Raw genomic sequence first — 16,905 nt, forward strand, 5'->3', positions numbered from 1 at the left:
AGCGAAAGCCCCGTAGGACGGCCTCGCGTCCTGGTGAATTGCGTGGTCAGGGCCGGTTTTTGACCGTTGGTCCGCTGTCCAGGCCGCTTTTGGCGGCGTTCGCGACTATAGCAGCAATGATTAAGTGCTTCAATTCCATAAAAAATTGTTATCATCGCGGCATGACGACTACTGCCCCTTCGACCCCAGCGGTACAACTGCTGGAGGTCTCGCCGGAATATGCCGGCCAACGTATAGATAACTTCCTTCTCGCTCGGCTCAAAGGCGTGCCCAAGACCTTGATTTACCGCATTTTGCGCAAAGGCGAAGTGCGGGTGAACAAAGGTCGGATCAAGCCCGAATACAAGCTGCAGGCGGGCGACATCGTGCGCGTGCCGCCGGTTCGCGTGCCGGAGCGCGACGAGCCGGTGCCGCTGGCCCAGGGCCTGCTGCAGCGACTCGAAGCCTCGATTGTCTTTGAAGACAAGGCGCTGATCGTGATCAACAAGCCTTGCGGCATCGCGGTTCACGGTGGCAGCGGCTTGACTTACGGGGTGATCGAAGCCTTTCGTCAGTTGCGTCCCGATTGCAAGGAGCTCGAACTGGTTCACCGTCTCGACCGTGATACCTCCGGCCTGTTGATGATCGCCAAGAAGCGCAGCATGTTGCGCCACTTGCACGCTGCCTTGCGCGGCGATGGTGTCGACAAGCGCTATATGGCGCTGGTTCGTGGTAACTGGGCGGCCTCGATCAAGCAAGTCCGGGCGTCGCTTGGCAAGAGCAATCTGCGCTCCGGCGAGCGCATGGTCGAGGTCGACGAGGAGGAGGGCAAGGAGTCTGTGACCGTGTTCAAGGTCCTGCGCCGCTTCGGCGACTTTGCCACCCTGGTCGAAGCCAAGCCGATCACCGGCCGCACCCACCAGATCCGGGTTCACACCTTGCACGCCGGGCATTGCATCGCCGGCGATACCAAGTACGGCGACGAGGGCTTCAGCAAAGAGATTCGTGACCTGGGCGGCAAACGCCTGTTCCTGCACGCCTACATGTTGACCGTGCCGCTGCCCGACGGTGGCGAGCTGAAGTTGCAGGCGCCGGTCGACGAGATGTGGGCCAAGACTGTGGAGCGCTTGAGTGCACCCATCTGATTACAAACTGCTGATTTTCGATTGGGATGGCACGCTGGCCGACTCCATTGGTCGGATCGTCGAGTCGATGCATGTAGCGTCCGAGCGATCGGGTTTCCCGTTGCGCGATGATTTTGCCGTCAAGGGCATCATCGGCCTGGGCTTGCCGGAAGCGATTCGTACGTTGTATCCAGACATCGGTGACGACGACTTGGTCGCCTTCCGTCAGCACTATGCTGATCACTACATCGCCTCCGAAGCCGTGCCCTCGCCATTGTTCGAGGGCGTGGTCGAGTCGATGCAAGCGTTTCGCGCCGACGGGTATCACCTGGCGGTCGCCACTGGCAAGGCCCGCCGCGGGCTGGATCGGGTGCTGAAGTCTCACGGCTGGGAAGATTATTTCGATATCACCCGGGCCGCCGATGAAACTGCCAGTAAACCCCATCCTCTGATGCTGGAGCAGATCGTCGCGCATTGCGGCGTCCGTCCGGAGCAGGCGCTGATGGTGGGCGATTCGTCCTTTGACCTGCAGATGGCGCGCAACGCCGGCATGGACTCGGTGGCCGTCAGCTATGGTGCTCAATCGATCGAGGCGCTGAAGCTGTTCGAGCCGCGCCTGGCGATAGACCGTTTTTCAGAATTGCATGCCTGGCTGAGCCAGGCTTAAACCGTTTTTGCTGGGGTACATGGCATGACCGACGAATGGAAAGCGCCCGCCGAGCCGAGCGCGCAGAGCGGTGACGAGAAAAGCTGGAAGCTGCTGGAAAAGACCCTGCTGGCCAGCGTGCAGGAGCAGCGTCGGTCCCGTCGCTGGGGCATCTTCTTCAAGCTGTTGACCTTTGTGTATCTGATTGGCGCGCTGATCCTGTTCACGCCGCTGATGGACATGGAAAAAGCTGCAACCCGCAGTGGCAACTACACCGCGCTGATCAACGTGACCGGCATGATTGCCGACAAGGAGCCCGCCAGCGCTGACAACATCGTCGGCAGCCTGCGTGCCGCCTTCGAGGATGAAAAGGTCAAGGGCGTCATCCTGCGAATCAACAGTCCGGGCGGCAGTCCGGTGCAGTCGGGTTACGTGTATGACGAGATCCGCCGCTTGCGCGGTCTGCATCCGGATACCAGGGTTTACGCGGTGATCTCCGATCTGGGTGCTTCCGGCGCTTACTACATCGCCAGTGCGGCGGATCAGATCTATGCCGACAAGGCGAGCCTGGTGGGCTCCATCGGTGTGACGGCGGCCGGTTACGGCTTTGTCGGCACCATGGAAAAGCTTGGCGTCGAGCGGCGTACCTATACCTCGGGCGAGCACAAGTCGTTCCTGGACCCGTTCCAGCCGCAGAAACCTGAAGAGACGCAGTTCTGGCAGGGTGTGCTCGACACCACTCATCAGCAGTTCATTGCCAGCGTCAAGAAAGGGCGTGGCGACCGTCTCAAGGACAAGGAGCATCCGGAACTGTTCTCCGGCCTGGTCTGGTCTGGCGAGCAGGCGCTGCCTCTGGGGCTGATCGATGGCCTGGGGAGCGCCAGTTCCGTGGCGCGTGATGTGATCGGCGAGAAAGAGCTGGTGGACTTCACCGTCCAGGAATCGCCGTTCGATCGCTTCTCGAAGAAGCTCGGTGCCAGCGTGGCTGAGCATCTGGCGATGTGGATGGGGTTTCAGGGGCCGACGCTGCGCTGATTGGGGGGGTATCCCGCCATTTGGTCCTTGCACCGATTAACTGTAGGAGCTGGCTTGCCAGCGAAAGCGGTGGGTCAGTCGACACATTACATCGCCTGAACGGACGCCTTCGCTGCGGTGCGGCGATCCGACAAGCTAGCTCCAGCAGGGAAGTGGTGAGTCAGTTGACGCATTCATCGCCTGAACGGACGCCTTCGCTGCGGTGCGGCGATCCGACAAGCCAGCTCCTACAGGGGGTGTGGTGTTTACGGGATTTGCACACCTTCCGCCCACAGCATATCGATCAGCCGAATCAGTGGCAGGCCGATCAGGCTGGTGGCGTCAGTGCCTTCGGTGCTCTGAAACAGGCTCACCCCCAACCCCTCGGCCTTGAAGCTGCCAGCGCAGTCGTAGGGCTGTTCAGCGCGCAGGTAGCGTTCGATGCGCGCGGTGTCGAGTGTGCGCATGTGTACGGTGAACGGCACGCAGTCGACTTGGCAGTCGCCAGTCTGGCTGTTCAGCAGGGCGATGCCAGTCAGGAAGGTGACGCTGGCACCGCTTGCGGCCAATAGCTGCTCACGAGCCTTTTCGAAGGTGTGGGGCTTGCCGATGATCCGCTCGCCCAGCACCGCGACCTGGTCGGAGCCGATGATCAGGTGAGCGTTATGGTCAGCGGCCAGTGCGCGGGCCTTGGCCTCGGCGAGGCGCTTGACCAGCTCGATGGCGGGCTCGCCCGGGCGATGACTTTCATCGATATCCGGCGAGCTGCAGATGAACGGCAGCTGCAGGCGGGCCAGCAACTCCCGGCGATAAACCGAGCTTGAAGCGAGTAATAAAGGCAGCATGCGCATCTCCAAAGGGGAGGTGCCAATTCTAGCGAGGTGACCAAGTGACGGACAGGGCTGAATTTCCTTTGACATGCCCGGGGGCATCCCTATAATGCTGCGCCTATGTTGAATGACCCGATTCCACCTCACGTTGACCCGCGCAAATTGGCTGATCGTGGCACCACCCTTCAAGGTGAACTGCTGCTGGCCGATTTGGAGAGACTCTGCGACCCGCTTTCCGATACTGTCGGTACGGTGCAGGCTAAATTCGTTTTTGAACGAGATGAACGTAAGTCTGTGGTAATCCACAGCTTTATCGACACCGAAGTCAAAATGGTTTGCCAGCGTTGTCTTGAGCTGGTCACCCTGCCGATCCATAGCGAATGCAGTTATGCTGTGGTGAAGGAGGGTGCGAATACCCAGTCGTTGCCGAAAGGTTATGACGTGCTGGAACTGGGCGAAGATCCATTGGATCTGCAGTCACTGATCGAGGAGGAGCTTCTGCTCGCCTTGCCCATTGTGCCTGCTCATCATCCGGAAGAATGCCAGCAGCCGGCGGGTCTCGATGAGCCCGAACCGAGCGAGGACGAGGTAACGCGGTCCAACCCGTTCAGTGTATTGGCGCAGTTAAAGCGTGACCCAAACGTTTAGGAGTTAATCAATTATGGCTGTTCAGCAGAACAAAAAATCCCGCTCTGCCCGTGACATGCGTCGTTCGCACGACGCCCTGACGGCAAGCACTCTGTCTGTAGAAAAAACCACCGGTGAAATTCACCTGCGTCACCACGTATCGCCAGAAGGCGTATACCGTGGCCGTAAAGTGATCGACAAGGGCGCTGACGAGTAATCACTTGTCTGCTCAAGTCATCGCGATTGACGCAATGGGCGGGGACTTCGGTCCCCGCAGCATTGTTCAGGCCAGCCTTGCTTGTCTGATTGCTACACCCTCGTTGCACCTGACCCTTGTCGGTCAACCCTCACTCCTTGAAGAATTGATCGCCAGCCAATCGGCTGTGGATCGCGCGCGCCTGTCGATTGCACCGGCGTCTGAAGTCATCACCATGGACGAAAAGCCGGCCCAGGCCTTGCGCGGCAAGCCTGATTCGTCGATGCGCGTGGCGCTGGAGCTGTTGCGCGACGGCAAGGTCCAGGCCTGCGTCAGTGCCGGCAACACCGGCGCGCTGATGGCGTTGTCGCGATTTGTCCTCAAGACCCTGCCGGGCATCGACCGGCCGGCCATGGTCGCGGCGATTCCGACGCAGAAGGGTTACTGCCAGTTGCTCGACCTGGGCGCTAACGTCGATTGCAGTGCCGAACATCTGTTGCAGTTTGCGGTGATGGGGTCGGTCGCGGCAGAAACCCTGGGTATCATTCGTCCTCGGGTCGCGTTGCTGAACATCGGCACCGAAGACATCAAGGGCAATCAGCAGGTCAAGCTGGCGGCGACCTTGTTGCAACGCGCCCGTGGCATCAACTACATTGGTTTCGTCGAAGGTGACGGTCTGTACCGCGGCGAGGCGGATGTGGTGGTGTGTGACGGTTTTGTCGGCAATATCCTGCTTAAGTCCAGCGAAGGCCTGGCGACCATGATTGCCGGGCGCATCGAAGCCCTGTTCAAAAAAAACCTTGCATCAAAAGTAGTCGGCGCAATGGCGCTGCCGCTGATGAAACGGCTGCAAGCCGATCTGGCGCCTGCGCGGCATAATGGCGCAAGCTTCCTCGGATTGCAGGGGATCGTCGTGAAAAGCCACGGCTCGGCCGGGGTTCAGGGCTTTCAGAGTGCCATTGCCCGGGCGTTGATCGAAATCCAGGAAAACCTGCCGGAACGGATTCACGGTCGTCTGGAGGATTTGTTGCTTTAGGCGTTTTCGTCGGACAATGCTTAAATGTGACCGTTCAGTTCAATTGGCCATCCAATTGTCAGTTTTCTTGCGTCCCGGGGTGGGACGTCAATTCTTCGGCGACAAGATCATTAGGGGCTTGTTACATGTCTGCATCCCTCGCATTCGTCTTTCCGGGACAGGGTTCGCAGTCCCTCGGCATGCTGGCCGAGTTGGGCGCGCAACATCCGCTTGTCCTCGATACCTTCAAAGAAGCTTCCGACGCCCTGGGTTACGACCTGTGGGCACTGACCCAGCAGGGGCCGGAAGAGCAACTCAATCAAACCGATAAAACCCAGCCGGCCATTCTGACCGCCTCGATCGCCTTGTGGCGTCTGTGGCTGGCCGAAGGCGGCGCGCGTCCGGCTTATGTCGCCGGTCACAGCCTGGGCGAATACAGCGCTCTGGTGGCGGCAGGCAGTCTGAGCCTGGGCGACGCGGTGAAGCTGGTCGAACGCCGCGGTCAGTTGATGCAGGAAGCCGTTCCGGCCGGGCAGGGTGGCATGGCCGCGATCCTCGGTCTGGAAGATGCCGACGTGCTGGCCGCCTGTGCCGAAGCGGCGCAAGGCGAGGTGGTCAGCGCCGTCAACTTCAATTCCCCGGGCCAGGTGGTCATCGCCGGTGCCAAGGCGGCGGTCGAACGCGCCATCGAAGGCTGCAAGGCCCGTGGCGCCAAGCGCGCCATGCCATTGCCGGTCAGCGTGCCGTCGCACTGCGAGCTGATGCGTCCGGCAGCCGAGCGTTTCGCCGAATCGATCGCGGCGATCGACTGGCAGGAACCGCAGATTCCTGTGGTACAAAATGTCAGTGCCGGTGTGCCGGCCGATCTGGAAACCCTCAAGCGCGATCTGCTTGAACAGCTCTACAAGCCCGTGCGCTGGGTCGAATCGGTCCAGGCGCTGGCTGCCAAGGGCGCGACCCAACTGGTCGAATGCGGCCCGGGCAAAGTACTGGCCGGCCTGAACAAACGTTGCGCCGAAGGCGTATCGACATCCAACCTCAATACCCCAGACGCTTTCGCTGCCGCCCGTGCAGCGCTGGCCTGAATCAGGAGAAGCTTGCATGAGTCTGCAAGGTAAAGTTGCACTGGTAACCGGCGCGAGCCGCGGTATCGGCCAGGCTATCGCCCTGGAACTGGGTCGTCAGGGCGCCATCGTCGTTGGCACCGCGACCTCCGCTGCGGGTGCCGAGCGCATCGCCGCCACCCTGAAGGAAAACGGTATTCAGGGTACTGGCCTGGAACTCAATGTCACCAGCGATGAATCCGTCGCTGCTGTCCTGGCGAGCATTCAGGAACAGTTCGGTGCACCGGCGATCCTGGTCAATAATGCCGGTATCACCCGCGATAATCTGATGATGCGGATGAAAGATGACGAATGGCATGACGTCATCGATACCAATCTGAACAGTCTGTTCCGCCTGTCCAAGGGCGTTTTGCGCGGTATGACCAAAGCCCGTTGGGGACGAATTATCAGTATTGGCTCGGTTGTGGGTGCCATGGGCAACGCAGGCCAAGTAAACTACGCTGCCGCCAAGGCCGGCCTGGAAGGTTTCAGCCGTGCACTGGCGCGTGAAGTCGGCTCGCGTTCGATTACGGTAAACTCGGTGGCCCCAGGGTTCATCGACACCGATATGACCCGCGAACTGCCCGAGGCGCAGCGTGAAGCCTTGCAGACGCAGATTCCGCTGGGCCGTCTGGGACAAGCGCAAGAGATCGCGTCTGTGGTCGCTTTTCTTGCATCCGACGGTGCGGCATACGTTACTGGGGCTACAATCCCGGTGAACGGCGGGATGTACATGAGTTAAATGTGACGGATCGTTTCAAAAAAATGTCATACGAGCTGTCTAAAATCCGTTATAAAGCTGCAATCTATTTATAGGCAGAGGGCCACCGGGTTTGAGGAGTGAAGCTTTCAGTTGAAAAACTGAAAAGTCTTTCTATACACTTACCCACTGGCCAGCTGCCTGAATTTGTCCATTAGGAGTGAAAACAAGGTATGAGCACCATCGAAGAGCGCGTCAAGAAAATCGTTGCCGAGCAACTGGGCGTTAAAGAAGAAGAAGTGGTCAACACTGCTTCCTTCGTTGAAGACCTGGGTGCTGACTCCCTTGACACCGTTGAGCTGGTGATGGCTCTGGAAGAGGAATTCGAGACCGAAATCCCTGACGAAGAAGCCGAGAAGATCACTACTGTACAAGCTGCAATCGACTACGTTACCAACCACCAGGCGTAATAGCTTGTAGTCGTTGCTTGCTGTCATGGAAAAACCGCACTGCCATCACGGCGTGCGGTTTTTTCTTTAGGCCTGATGCAAAGTCGTCATTTGAAAAAGGAGAGTGCTGTGTCGCGTAGACGCGTCGTAGTCACCGGTATGGGTATGTTGTCGCCACTGGGCACGGATGTGCCGAGCAGTTGGCAGGGCATTCTGGCTGGCCGCAGTGGCATTGGTCTGATCGAACACACCGACCTTTCTGCCTATTCCACCCGTTTTGGCGGCTCGGTAAAGGGCTTCAATGTCGAGGAATACCTGTCGGTCAAGGAAGCTCGCAAGCTTGACCTGTTCATTCAGTACGGTCTGGCTGCAGGTTTTCAGGCCGTTCGTAACGCCGGTCTGGAAGTCACCGACGCCAACCGCGAGCGTATCGGGGTGGCCATGGGGTCGGGTATTGGCGGTCTGACCAATATCGAAGAAACCAGTCGCACCCTGCATGAATCCGGCCCGCGACGGATTTCTCCTTTTTTCGTGCCTGGCTCGATCATCAATATGATTTCCGGGTTCCTGTCGATCCACCTGGGTGCACAGGGGCCCAACTACGCCATCGCCACGGCGTGTACCACCGGTACGCACTGCATCGGCATGGCGGCACGCAACATCATGTACGACGAAGCCGACGTGATGATTGCCGGCGGCGCCGAGATGGCGGCCTGCGGCCTGGGCATGGGCGGCTTTGGTGCCTCCCGTGCACTGTCGACCCGCAACGACGAGCCGACCCGCGCCAGCCGTCCATGGGACAAGGGCCGTGACGGCTTCGTATTGTCCGATGGCGCCGGTGCGCTGGTGCTGGAGGAGCTGGAACACGCCAAGGCTCGCGGCGCGACCATCTACGCCGAGCTGATCGGTTTCGGCACCAGTGGCGACGCCTTCCACATGACTTCGCCACCGGCCGATGGTGCGGGCGCTGCACGCTGCATCACCAATGCCTTGCGCGACGCGAAGATCAATAGCGATCAGGTCCAGTACATCAACGCCCATGGCACCTCGACGTCGGCCGGTGACCTTGCCGAAGCCTGCGCGATCAAGTCGGTGTTTGGCGACCACGCCTACCAGCTGGCGGTCAGTTCGACCAAGTCCATGACCGGTCACCTGCTGGGTGCGGCGGGCGCGGTCGAAGCGATCTTCAGTGTGCTGGCGATCAACAGCCAGGTGGCGCCACCGACCATCAACCTCGATGAGCCGGACGAAGGCTGCGATCTCGATTTCGTGCCCCACACCGCGCGCAATATGGATATCGATGTGGTCCTGTCCAATTCCTTCGGGTTTGGCGGTACCAACGGCTCGCTGGTGTTCCGCCGGTTCGCTGACTGATGGACAGCTGGGTCGACGGTCAGCCGGCTGACGCTTTGTCGCTGAAGGATCGCGGCCTGGCTTACGGCGATGGTCTGTTCGAGACCATTGCCGTACACAACGGCGCTCCTGTGCTGCTGGACCGGCATCTGGTGCGTTTGGTCAACGGTTGCCAGCGCTTGGCGATCAACCTCGACCACAGTGCGCTGTGCACCGAGTTATCGAGCTATGCCCAAGCGTTGGGTGAAGGCGTGCTCAAGCTGATCGTCACCCGTGGCGACGGTCTGCGCGGTTACGCACCGGATCCTGCGGCGCAGGCACGGCGCATCATGCAAGGCAATCCTCCCGCAGCGTATCCCGTGGCGAATGCGGAGCAGGGCGTGCGTCTGTTCCCCTGCTCGACGCGCCTGTCCAGGCAGCCCCTGCTCGCCGGGCTCAAGCATCTGAATCGCCTTGAACAGGTCATTGCCCGCTCCGAGTGGCAAGACACCGAGCACGCGGAAGGTCTGATGCTCGACCAGGCCGGTCGCGTGATCGAAGGCGTGTTCAGCAACCTGTTCCTGGTGCGCGACGGAGTATTGATCACCGCCGATCTCAAGCGCTGTGGCGTGGCCGGCGTGATGCGCGCCGAATTATTGTTTCAATCCGAGTCATTGGGCATCCCCACGCAAATCACCGACATCACCCTCGACCAGCTGCAATGGGCCGATGAAGTCTTTGTCTGCAACAGTGTGTATGGCATTTGGCCGGTGCGCGCCTATGCAGCACTGAGCTGGCCGGTTGGCCCGCTCACCCGTAAACTCCAAACCATTGCCCGTGCGCTACTGGATGCTTGATTCGTGAGACGTAAATTCTTGCTGCTGCTGGAAACCGGATTGGTTCTGGCGGGGCTGTGTCTGGGCGCTTCTGCCTGGAAAATCCATTCGGCGCTGGAACAGCCGCTGAACATCACCCAGGAAGAATTGCTGGAGGTGCCCAAAGGCACCACGCCGACCCGCACCCTCTATCGACTCGAAGCCGATGGCGTGATCAAGGACGCTTTCTGGCTGCGCGTTTACTGGCGCTTCAATCTCGCCCGGCAACCCTTGCACAAGGGCGAATACCGCATGCAGCCCGGCATGACTGTCGAAGGGTTGATCGACCTGTGGAAGCGCGGGGAAATTGTGCAGTACAGCTTGACCCTGGTCGAAGGCTGGAATTTCCACCAGGTTCGCGCGGCCTTGGCCAAAGAAGAAAAACTTGAACAGACCCTCGCCGGTTTGAGCGATAGCCAGGTCATGGAGAAACTCGGTCACAACGGGATTTTTCCGGAAGGCCGATTCTTCCCCGATACGTATCGCTACGTGCGTGGCATGACCGACGTCGAGTTGCTGAAGAAAGCCTATGACCGCCTCGACGAAGTCCTCGCCAGGGAGTGGGGGCAGCGCTCGGCCGACGTGCCGTACACCGAACCCTATCAGGCGCTGATCATGGCTTCGCTGGTGGAAAAGGAAACCGGTGTGCCGCAGGAGCGCGGGCAAATCGCCGGCGTGTTTGTGCGGCGCATGGAAATGGGCATGCTGTTGCAGACCGATCCGACCGTGATCTACGGCCTCGGTGATCGTTACAACGGCAAACTGACCCGTGCCCACCTCAGGGAAGCGACCCCTTACAACACCTACATGATTTCCGGCCTGCCGCCGACCCCGATTGCCATGGTCGGCCGCGAAGCGATCCATGCAGCGCTCAATCCGGTGGCGGGCAACAGCCTCTATTTCGTTGCCCGGGGTGATGGCAGCCACGTGTTCTCCGATGATCTGGATGCCCATAACAACGCGGTGCGCGAGTTCCAGCTCAAGCGCCGCGCCGACTACCGCTCCAGCCCGGGGCCCGTGACCGCGCCGGAAGCGCTGGACGAGCAGATGCCGATTCCGGCCGCTTCGCCCAACATCGCCCCTGAGGCTTTTGAGCCAGTGCCGCCGCAAGAGCCTGCTCAGGTGGCGTCACCCGAATCACAAGCGCCTGTCGATGAGCCGCCACAGGAGCCGTCACCAGCGCCGGCGCAACAACCCGCTGAAGAACCCGCTGCCGCACCCGTGCCCGACCCGGATGCGACTGCGCCGCAAAGCCCGCAATGACTCTGACTAAGGACTGCCTGTGACTGGCTTGTTTATTACCCTGGAAGGGCCGGAAGGCGCCGGCAAGAGCACCAACCGCGACTACCTGGCCGAGCGCCTGCGCGCCGCCGGTATCGAGGTGGTGCTGACCCGCGAGCCGGGAGGCACGCCGTTGGCCGAGCGGATCCGCGAGGTGCTGCTGGCGCCCGTCGACGAAGTCATGAACCCCGACACTGAATTGCTGTTGGTGTTCGCCGCGCGAGCCCAGCATCTGGCCGAGGTGATTCGCCCGGCGCTGGCCCGCGGCGCCGTGGTCCTGTGTGATCGCTTTACCGATTCGACCTACGCCTATCAGGGTGGCGGCCGCGGATTGTCGCTGGAGCGCATCGCGACCCTGGAAACCTTTGTCCAGGGCGACCTGCGCCCGGACCTGACGCTGATTTTCGATCTGCCGGTTGAAGTGGGCCTGGCCCGCGCCAGTGCTCGCGGTCGCCTGGACCGCTTCGAACTCGAAGGCCGGACATTTTTCGATGCGGTGCGCAGTGCCTTTCTCAAGCGTGCTGAAGCGGACCCGGCGCGCTATGTCCTGGTCGATGCCGCCCAGCCGCTGGCGCAGGTTCAGCAGGCGCTGGATACCTTGCTCCCGCGTCTGCTGGAGTTGACCCGTGGCTGAGTCCTATCCGTGGCAGGACAGCCTCTGGCAGCAGTTGGCCGGTCGCAAGCAGCATGCTCACGCCTATCTGCTGCATGGCCCGGCCGGGATCGGCAAGCGCGCGCTGGCCGAGCGCTTGATGGCCAGTCTGCTGTGCCAGCGTCCGACCGCGCAGGATGCTTGCGGCGAATGCAAATCCTGCCTGTTGCTCAAGGCCGGCAGCCACCCCGACAACTACATCCTGGAGCCGGAAGAAGCGGACAAGGCGATCAAGGTCGACCAGGTTCGCGAACTGGTCGGCTTCGTGGTCCAGACCGCGCAGATGGGCGGGCGCAAGGTGGTGCTGATCGAACCGGCCGAGTCGATGAACGTCAACGCCGCCAATGCCTTGCTCAAAAGTCTTGAAGAACCGTCCGGTGATACCGTGTTGCTGCTGGTCAGCCACCAGACCAGTCGGTTGTTGCCGACCATCAAGAGCCGTTGCCAGCAACAGGCGTGTCCGCTGCCCAGCGAGGCGATGAGCCTGGCGTGGCTGGCGAAGGCCCTGCCAGACTGCTCGCAAGAGGAGCGCGTCGAGTTGCTGACACTCGCCGCCGGGTCGCCATTGGCCGCGGTCAAGTTGCAGGCCCGGGGTGTGCGCGAACAGCGGGCGCTGGTGGTCGACGGCGTGAAGAAATTGCTCAAGCAGCAACAGTCGCCGACGCAGCTTGCCGAAGAATGGAAAACCATACCGCAGTTGCTGTTGTTCGACTGGTTCTGCGACTGGTCGAGCTTGATCCTGCGCTATCAGTTGACCCAGGATGAAGAAGGTCTCGGCCTGACGGATATGCGCAAGGTCATTCAATACCTGGCGCAGAAAACCGCGCAGGACAAAGTGCTCGCCATTCAGGACTGGATTCTCGCCCAGCGTCAGAAAGTGATGAACAAAGCCAACCTGAATCCGGCGCTGTTGCTGGAGGCGCTGTTGGTGCAATGGGCGTTGTTGCCTGGCCAGAAGTGACCGTTCGCGCCTAGACTCTGAACATCAGCCGTGGAGATCAGCATGAATGAAGCCGTCAATCCGGGGCCGCGCAACGGCATTTTGTCCCTGACGATCAAGGACAAGTCCGTGCTGTATGCCGCTTACATGCCGTTCATCAAGAACGGCGGCCTGTTTATCCCGACCAACAAAAGCTACAAGTTGGGCGATGAGGTATTCATGCTGCTGAACCTGATGGAAGAGCCGGAAAAAATTCCGGTCGCCGGCAAGGTCACCTGGATCACCCCCAAAGGCGCCCAAGGCAACCGGGCCGCGGGGGTCGGCGTACAATTCAATGAAGGCGACGATACCGCGCGCAGTCGAATCGAAACCCATCTGGCCGGAGCCCTGAAGTCCGACCGTCCTACCCATACGATGTAAGTTGCAGCCCTTTTATGCTCGTAGATTCTCATTGTCACCTTGATCGCCTCGACCTCGCCGCCCACGACGGTTCTCTGGATGCTGCGCTCGATGCCGCCCGTCAGCGCGGGGTCGGTCACTTTCTGTGTATCGGCGTCAGCGTCGACAACGCCGCCGACGTCAAAGCCCTGGCCGAGCGATACGACGACGTCGACTGCTCGGTGGGTGTGCATCCGCTGGATGTGCAACCCGGTGCGGCGCCAGCGCTGGAGTGGTTGCTGCAGGAACTGAATCACCCGCGCGTGGTGGCGATCGGAGAAACCGGCCTGGATTATCACTACGAACCGGAAGCGGCCGAGTTGCAGCAGCAATCGTTTCGCCTGCACTTGCAGGCGGCGCAGCAGACGGGCAAACCGGTGATCATTCACACCCGTGGCGCCCGTGCCGACACTTTGAGTCTGTTGCGTGAAGCGGCGCTGCCTCAGGCGGGCGTCCTGCATTGCTTCACTGAAGACTGGGACATGGCGAAAGCAGCGCTGGATATGGGTTATTACATTTCCCTGTCCGGGATTGTCACCTTCCGCAATGCCGATGCGTTGCGCGACGTGGCGAGCAAGGTTCCGGCCGATCGCTTGCTGGTAGAAACCGACTCACCGTACCTGGCGCCGATTCCCTATCGCGGCAAGCCGAACCTGCCGCAGTATGTGCGGGAAGTGGCAGAGTTTCTGGCGATGTTGCGCGGTGAGCCCTATGAGCGGTTTGCCGAGCAGACCACGCAGAACTTCAAGCGGTTATTCCCGTTGGCGCATGTGAAATCAGTTTAGGGTTCAACGCCGCTTTCGCGAGCAACCTTGCGCCCGCAAGGGTAAATCGCAGGCAAAAAAAACCCGGGTTCTGGGGGGTGAATCCGGGTTAAGACCATTAGGAGTAAAACAAAGGCACGCGGTCCGTTGGTACCTATATCGGCGTGACACTTGGGGGAGATGCCCCGCCGACAGTTGAAGTATTGATCAGTATCGCGCCGAGTCCAGTTTAGCAGGGCGGGTTTTTAAACAATTTTGGAATACGCCCGCTTCGGAAGCGTTCTCATCGCCCGGCATTTTGCGCGAAATCATCATGAAACATAGATATGGTCGGATGATCCGTGCATTTTGGCGCAAGTTAGGCATAATACGCGGCTTCGAATTTTGACCCCTACAGACCTTTTCTTATGCATAAAGAACCTCGTAAGGTCCGTGAGTTTCGTCGCCGCGAGCAAGAAATTCTCGATACCGCGCTCAAGCTATTCCTCGACCAGGGTGAAGACAGTGTCACCGTCGAGATGATTGCTGATGCCGTCGGTATCGGCAAAGGCACGATCTACAAGCACTTCAAGTCCAAGGCGGAGATCTATCTGCGCCTGATGCTCGATTACGAGCGCGATCTGAACGAGCTGTTGCATTCGGCCGATGTCGACAAGGACAAGGAGGCGCTGTCCCGGGCCTATTTCGAATTCCGCATGCGCGACCCGCAACGCTATCGGTTGTTCGACCGCCTGGAAGAAAAGGTGGTCAAGGGCAACCAGGTGCCGGAGATGGTCGAGGAACTGCACAAGATCCGCGCCTCGAACTTCGAACGCCTGACCCTGCTGATCAAGGGCAGGATCAGCGAAGGCAAACTCGAAGACGTCCCGCCTTACTTCCATTACTGCGCGTCCTGGGCGCTGGTACACGGTGCCGTTGCGCTGTATCACTCGCCGTTCTGGAGCAATGTGCTGGAAGATCAGGAAGGCTTTTTCCAGTTCCTGATGGACATCGGCGTACGCATGGGCAACAAGCGCAAGCGCGATACCGACACCCCGAGCAGCTGAGCCATTCAGTTCCCTTATGCGCCATGATTTAGCTACATGGCGCAGTACCTCAGGAATATACTCAGGCATAGGACTTGCTAAAACTTGATTTGTGAGTCAAGTTTTACGCGTCCGAATTTCCTTTTGCCGGAGTGATCCATGATCGTTGACCGTCAAGGCAGGCGTTTTCGCAATCTGCGTATCAGCCTGACTTCAGCCTGCAATTACGCTTGCACCTACTGCGTGCCCAATGGCAAGCGGCTGGTGGCTGCGCAGGATGAGTTGTCGGCCGAAGCGATGGCACGGGGCGTGGCTTATCTGATTGAAGCAGCAGGTATCGAGCGCTTGCGCATTACCGGCGGTGAACCGCTGGTCAGCCCAAAACTCGAAGCCTTCATGACGGCTGTCGGGCAGATGGGCCTCGAAGACATCAGCCTGACCACCAATGGCCAGCTACTGTCCAAGAAGCTGCCGCTGCTGGTAGACGCTGGCATTCGCCGCATCAACGTTTCCCTCGACACCCTGGATGCCAGTGCATTCCGCAGCATTGCCCGCGGCGGCGATCTGGCGACTGTGCTCAACGGCATGGACCAGGCCAGCGCCGCCGGGATGAAAATCAAGGTCAACATGGTGCCGCTGCGCGGACAGAACCTCGATCAGGTGATGCCGCTGCTCGATTACTGCCTGGAGCGCGGCTATGAGTTGCGTTTCATCGAGCTGATGCGCATGGGCCACCTGGCCAGTGACTCCAATGCCTTCCTGCAGCAGTTCGTCAGTCTTCAGCAGTTGCTGAGCCTGATCGGCGAGCGCTACGAATACCTGCAGGCCGATGCGCCCGTTGACGCCACGGCCGTGCGCTACGAGGTGCCGGGGCAGGGCTACTTTGGCGTGATCGCCAACGAAAGCGTGCCGTTCTGTCGGACCTGCTCGCGGCTGCGTCTGTCGTCTACTGGCTGGTTGCATGGCTGTTTGTCATCGAGTAACCGGCACTATGTCGGCGACTTGCTCGACAAACCTCGGCATCAGGCATTGCCGGCGTTGCAGCGACTGCTGGTGAAAGCCCTGGGAGACAAGCAGGAAGTGGCGTTCTCCGGTGGCGCGACCATCATGAAAATTATCGGCGGCTGATCGGCCCTCTTCGCCGGCAAGCCGGCCTCGCTCCCACAGGTCGTGTGCCAACCCTGTGGGAGCGAGCCTGCTCGCGATGGCGTCAGATCAGGCGAGGCTACTCTTGAGCTGGCGCGGAAGCTGCATCCAACCCCCATTCGCCGGTTTTCCGTCACCGGCCTCTGGAGGGAAGGATGCGTAGCCTGGTTTTGCTGCTGACCGTTTTGGTGCTCGGTGGCTGCATGAATGTCAGCGACATGGCCGAAGGCACTCGCTACCACATGAGCGACGCGGGCCTGCTTGACCATAGCGACAGCCACCGCGCCAATAATCTGCGCATTCAACCCGACTCCTTCGTCTACATCGCCCAAGGCGCCTTCGCTCCACCGGGCAGTGCCTATCCACGACCCAACGTGATCGCCGAAGTCGCCTTCGATGGCTTTATCGAATACTTCCCGATGGCGCGCCGTGCCCGCGTGCCGGAAGGTCTCGACCAGGCCATGGGTGAAGCCCGTGCCGCCGGTGCGCATTACCTGCTCTATACCCGCTTCGCCAAGTCCGACGACCGTATCGGAAACTCGGACGAATGGCTCGACCAGGAAGCCGTGGATCGACTCGGTATCGACAGTGGCGTCATTCAGATCATGTTGATCGAGACCAACACCCAGTATTTGATTGATACTGCACGTATCAAGAGTCGTGGCGGTTTGCTGACGTTCCACGACAACAAGCCAGAAGACCTGATGGGCCCGCCGCTGGAGCAATATGCTCGTAGCTTGCTGGGGCTCAGCGACCAGTAACTCAAAAG

General features: G+C 60.1%; 20 protein-coding genes. 19 read left to right on the top strand and 1 reads right to left on the bottom strand.

Features of this window, described 5'->3' with window-relative positions:
- Nucleotides 1-161 precede the first annotated feature (161 nt).
- The 3 genes from rluC to sppA are packed head-to-tail and all read left to right on the top strand — an operon-like array spanning nucleotide 162 to nucleotide 2,784.
- A complete protein-coding gene (rluC, locus tag ACA067_RS06655) occupies nucleotides 162-1,124 on the top strand; it encodes a 23S rRNA pseudouridine(955/2504/2580) synthase RluC (protein WP_128872161.1) in 963 nt (320 codons plus the stop codon).
- Nucleotides 1,111-1,770: an HAD-IA family hydrolase gene (locus tag ACA067_RS06660; RefSeq protein WP_497461087.1), complete on the top strand. Its 660-nt coding sequence runs from the start codon at nucleotides 1,111-1,113 to the stop codon at nucleotides 1,768-1,770. The genes rluC and ACA067_RS06660 overlap by 14 nt, the downstream gene beginning before the upstream one ends.
- 24 nt (nucleotides 1,771-1,794) lie before the next feature.
- Nucleotides 1,795-2,784, top strand: a complete 990-nt coding sequence (sppA, locus tag ACA067_RS06665) for a signal peptide peptidase SppA (protein WP_497461088.1) — start codon at nucleotides 1,795-1,797, stop codon at nucleotides 2,782-2,784.
- A gap of 245 nt (nucleotides 2,785-3,029) precedes the next feature.
- Here sppA and ACA067_RS06670 read toward each other — a convergent pair whose 3' ends face one another.
- Entirely contained in the window at nucleotides 3,030-3,608 is a 579-nt protein-coding gene (locus tag ACA067_RS06670; RefSeq protein ID WP_497461089.1) for a Maf family protein, read from the bottom strand.
- Nucleotides 3,609-3,713: 105 nt separating this feature from the next.
- On the opposite strand from ACA067_RS06670, the gene ACA067_RS06675 reads away from it, so the two are divergent.
- The 16 genes from ACA067_RS06675 (at nucleotide 3,714) to ACA067_RS06750 (ending at nucleotide 16,897) form a co-directional block, all read left to right on the top strand.
- Nucleotides 3,714-4,241: a YceD family protein gene (locus ACA067_RS06675; RefSeq protein ID WP_004371317.1), complete on the top strand. Its 528-nt coding sequence runs from the start codon at nucleotides 3,714-3,716 to the stop codon at nucleotides 4,239-4,241.
- 13 nt (nucleotides 4,242-4,254) lie between these two features.
- Nucleotides 4,255-4,437, top strand: a complete 183-nt coding sequence (gene rpmF, locus ACA067_RS06680; RefSeq protein WP_008152339.1) for a 50S ribosomal protein L32 — start codon at nucleotides 4,255-4,257, stop codon at nucleotides 4,435-4,437.
- 4 nt (nucleotides 4,438-4,441) lie between these two features.
- Nucleotides 4,442-5,452 (top strand): phosphate acyltransferase PlsX, encoded by a 1,011-nt coding sequence (plsX, locus tag ACA067_RS06685; protein WP_497461090.1) that lies wholly within the window; start codon nucleotides 4,442-4,444, stop codon nucleotides 5,450-5,452.
- A gap of 125 nt (nucleotides 5,453-5,577) precedes the next feature.
- On the top strand, nucleotides 5,578-6,516 hold the full coding sequence (fabD, locus tag ACA067_RS06690; protein WP_497461091.1) for an ACP S-malonyltransferase: 939 nt from the start codon (nucleotides 5,578-5,580) through the stop codon (nucleotides 6,514-6,516).
- A gap of 16 nt (nucleotides 6,517-6,532) precedes the next feature.
- Nucleotides 6,533-7,276, top strand: coding sequence for a 3-oxoacyl-ACP reductase FabG (gene fabG, locus ACA067_RS06695; protein ID WP_497461092.1), 744 nt, complete (start codon nucleotides 6,533-6,535; stop codon nucleotides 7,274-7,276).
- Nucleotides 7,277-7,467: 191 nt separating this feature from the next.
- Entirely contained in the window at nucleotides 7,468-7,704 is a 237-nt protein-coding gene (gene acpP / locus ACA067_RS06700) for an acyl carrier protein (RefSeq protein WP_003442511.1), read from the top strand.
- 108 nt (nucleotides 7,705-7,812) lie between these two features.
- Entirely contained in the window at nucleotides 7,813-9,057 is a 1,245-nt protein-coding gene (gene fabF, locus ACA067_RS06705; protein ID WP_497461093.1) for a beta-ketoacyl-ACP synthase II, read from the top strand.
- Nucleotides 9,057-9,872 (top strand): aminodeoxychorismate lyase, encoded by an 816-nt coding sequence (gene pabC, locus ACA067_RS06710; RefSeq protein WP_497461094.1) that lies wholly within the window; start codon nucleotides 9,057-9,059, stop codon nucleotides 9,870-9,872. Before fabF ends, pabC begins: the two co-directional genes overlap by 1 nt.
- 3 nt (nucleotides 9,873-9,875) lie before the next feature.
- Entirely contained in the window at nucleotides 9,876-11,153 is a 1,278-nt protein-coding gene (gene mltG, locus ACA067_RS06715) for an endolytic transglycosylase MltG (protein ID WP_497461095.1), read from the top strand.
- 19 nt (nucleotides 11,154-11,172) lie between these two features.
- The gene (tmk, locus tag ACA067_RS06720) at nucleotides 11,173-11,805 is read left to right on the top strand and encodes a dTMP kinase (protein WP_497461096.1); all 633 of its coding nucleotides are present in this window, start codon (nucleotides 11,173-11,175) and stop codon (nucleotides 11,803-11,805) included.
- Nucleotides 11,798-12,784, top strand: a complete 987-nt coding sequence (locus ACA067_RS06725; RefSeq protein WP_497461097.1) for a DNA polymerase III subunit delta' — start codon at nucleotides 11,798-11,800, stop codon at nucleotides 12,782-12,784. The genes tmk and ACA067_RS06725 overlap by 8 nt, the downstream gene beginning before the upstream one ends.
- A gap of 42 nt (nucleotides 12,785-12,826) precedes the next feature.
- Nucleotides 12,827-13,183 carry a PilZ domain-containing protein gene (locus ACA067_RS06730; protein ID WP_497461098.1) on the top strand — a complete coding sequence of 119 codons (357 nt, stop codon included), beginning with the start codon at nucleotides 12,827-12,829 and terminating at the stop codon, nucleotides 13,181-13,183.
- Nucleotides 13,184-13,197: 14 nt separating this feature from the next.
- Nucleotides 13,198-13,986, top strand: a complete 789-nt coding sequence (locus ACA067_RS06735) for a TatD family hydrolase (RefSeq protein ID WP_497461099.1) — start codon at nucleotides 13,198-13,200, stop codon at nucleotides 13,984-13,986.
- A gap of 386 nt (nucleotides 13,987-14,372) precedes the next feature.
- Complete coding sequence (locus ACA067_RS06740) at nucleotides 14,373-15,011, top strand: TetR/AcrR family transcriptional regulator (protein ID WP_008152317.1); 639 nt, start codon at nucleotides 14,373-14,375, stop codon at nucleotides 15,009-15,011.
- A 138-nt stretch (nucleotides 15,012-15,149) separates the two neighbouring features.
- Complete coding sequence (locus ACA067_RS06745; RefSeq protein ID WP_497461100.1) at nucleotides 15,150-16,118, top strand: GTP 3',8-cyclase MoaA; 969 nt, start codon at nucleotides 15,150-15,152, stop codon at nucleotides 16,116-16,118.
- Nucleotides 16,119-16,291: 173 nt separating this feature from the next.
- Nucleotides 16,292-16,897: a DUF4823 domain-containing protein gene (locus ACA067_RS06750; protein WP_497461101.1), complete on the top strand. Its 606-nt coding sequence runs from the start codon at nucleotides 16,292-16,294 to the stop codon at nucleotides 16,895-16,897.
- Nucleotides 16,898-16,905 lie beyond the last annotated feature (8 nt).

It is taken from the genome of Pseudomonas sp. LBUM1674 (assembly GCF_059695635.1).

Bases quoted from the DNA above. Each gene is read 5' to 3' on its own strand.
- rluC (WP_128872161.1), top strand. From the start codon at position 162: ATGACGACTACTGCCCCTTCGACCCCAGCGGTACAACTGCTGGAGGTC.
- sppA (WP_497461088.1), top strand. From the start codon at position 1,795: ATGACCGACGAATGGAAAGCGCCCGCCGAGCCGAGCGCGCAGAGCGGT.
- ACA067_RS06670 (WP_497461089.1), bottom strand. From the start codon at position 3,608: ATGCTGCCTTTATTACTCGCTTCAAGCTCGGTTTATCGCCGGGAGTTG.
- ACA067_RS06675 (WP_004371317.1), top strand. From the start codon at position 3,714: ATGTTGAATGACCCGATTCCACCTCACGTTGACCCGCGCAAATTGGCT.
- rpmF (WP_008152339.1), top strand. From the start codon at position 4,255: ATGGCTGTTCAGCAGAACAAAAAATCCCGCTCTGCCCGTGACATGCGT.
- fabD (WP_497461091.1), top strand. From the start codon at position 5,578: ATGTCTGCATCCCTCGCATTCGTCTTTCCGGGACAGGGTTCGCAGTCC.
- fabG (WP_497461092.1), top strand. From the start codon at position 6,533: ATGAGTCTGCAAGGTAAAGTTGCACTGGTAACCGGCGCGAGCCGCGGT.
- acpP (WP_003442511.1), top strand. From the start codon at position 7,468: ATGAGCACCATCGAAGAGCGCGTCAAGAAAATCGTTGCCGAGCAACTG.
- pabC (WP_497461094.1), top strand. From the start codon at position 9,057: ATGGACAGCTGGGTCGACGGTCAGCCGGCTGACGCTTTGTCGCTGAAG.
- ACA067_RS06730 (WP_497461098.1), top strand. From the start codon at position 12,827: ATGAATGAAGCCGTCAATCCGGGGCCGCGCAACGGCATTTTGTCCCTG.
- ACA067_RS06735 (WP_497461099.1), top strand. From the start codon at position 13,198: ATGCTCGTAGATTCTCATTGTCACCTTGATCGCCTCGACCTCGCCGCC.
- ACA067_RS06740 (WP_008152317.1), top strand. From the start codon at position 14,373: ATGCATAAAGAACCTCGTAAGGTCCGTGAGTTTCGTCGCCGCGAGCAA.
- ACA067_RS06745 (WP_497461100.1), top strand. From the start codon at position 15,150: ATGATCGTTGACCGTCAAGGCAGGCGTTTTCGCAATCTGCGTATCAGC.
- ACA067_RS06750 (WP_497461101.1), top strand. From the start codon at position 16,292: ATGCGTAGCCTGGTTTTGCTGCTGACCGTTTTGGTGCTCGGTGGCTGC.